General features: G+C 62.2%; 1 protein-coding gene. It reads right to left on the reverse strand.

Going from position 1 to position 1,517, the window contains the following annotated elements; genetic code table 11:
- Nucleotides 1-37 precede the first annotated feature (37 nt).
- A complete protein-coding gene (gene aroG, locus AC6LJ2_RS29985) occupies nt 38-1,111 on the reverse strand; it encodes a 3-deoxy-7-phosphoheptulonate synthase AroG (RefSeq protein ID WP_263914909.1) in 1,074 nt (357 codons plus the stop codon).
- Nucleotides 1,112-1,517 lie beyond the last annotated feature (406 nt).

The following is a 1,517-nucleotide window of genomic DNA, read 5'->3' on the forward strand; positions in this document are numbered from 1 at the left end:
AAAGGGACAAGGGGGGGCGGCTGGCGACAGACCGCGGTCACTTGCCCGAAGTCAGCGCCACGCGGCGGCGTTCGCGCACCGCATGCGCCAGGCGTTCCAGCACGGCCACCGAGGCGTCCCAGTCGATGCAGCCATCGGTGATGCTCTGGCCATAGACCAGCGGCGTGCCCGGCACCATGTCCTGGCGGCCGCCCAGCAGGTGGCTTTCGACCATGACACCGACCAGGCGCGCATCGCCCGCTTCCATCTGGCGCGCCACGTCCTCGATCACCAGCGTCTGGTTCTCGGGCTTCTTGCTGCTGTTGGCATGGCTGGCGTCGATCATGACGCGCTGCGCCAGACCGGCCTTGGACATATCCTGGCAGGCCGCGTCGACACTGGCCGCATCGTAGTTCGGCGTCTTGCCGCCGCGCAGGATGACGTGACAGTCCTCGTTGCCCGCGGTCGAGACGATGGCCGAATGCCCGCCCTTGGTCACCGACAGGAAATGGTGCGGCTGCGACGCCGCCTTGATCGCGTCGACCGCGATCTTCACATTGCCGTCCGTACCGTTCTTGAAACCCACCGGACACGACAAGCCCGAAGCCAGTTCGCGATGCACCTGGCTTTCAGTCGTGCGCGCCCCGATCGCCCCCCAGGAGACCAGGTCCGCAATGTATTGCGGCGTAATCATGTCCAGGAACTCGCATCCCGCCGGCAGGCCAAGGCTGTTGATGTCCAGCAGCAGTTCGCGGGCCACGCGCACGCCCTTGTTGATGTCGAAGCTGCCATCCAGGTCAGGGTCATTGATCAGCCCTTTCCAGCCCACCGTGGTGCGAGGCTTCTCGAAATACACGCGCATCACGATTTCCAGGTCCGCGCTCAGGCGGTCGCGTACCGGCTTCAAGCGCTTCGCATACTCGATCGCGGCGCGGGTGTCGTGAATCGAGCAGGGGCCGATCACGACGATCATGCGATCGTCCATGCCGTGCAGGATGCGGTGCATCGACTGCCGGGCGGAGAACACGGTATCGGATGCCTCTTTGGTGCATGCGAACTCGCGCATGACGTGCGCGGGCGGGTTCAGTTCCTTGATTTCTCGAATGCGAAGGTCGTCGGTATTGTGTGACACGGTACTGCTCCTGGGTTTCCCGCCACGAAGCGCATGCTCCGGGGTTGTTTCCTCAAGCTGGCGGCACAAAAAAAGCCGCCAGTTCGCTGGCGGCTTTTTTGGGGGGATTCTTTCCAAACTTCAGATTGAGCGCGTCCCTTCCTCCGCCAGCGGCTTCAGAAAACCATAAAAATAAAAGTAAAAGGCGGGGGACGCGAATTTCATAGCGAAAGACTCTAGCACAATTTTCCCAAACTGTCCCGAAAGAATTGCCGTCCGGCCGCCCGAAGGCCGGACAGCCCCCCTTGTATGCTTTGACGTGTTGGGTATGAAGTTCGTTTGACCGGCCCTGTACAGCCCGTTCCCCCTTTGAGCCTAGAGCTCGTCCCCGAGCATTGGGGCGTACAGTCCGCCGTGTTTGTCACTA

Source organism: Achromobacter sp. 1014246743, from assembly GCF_059760725.1.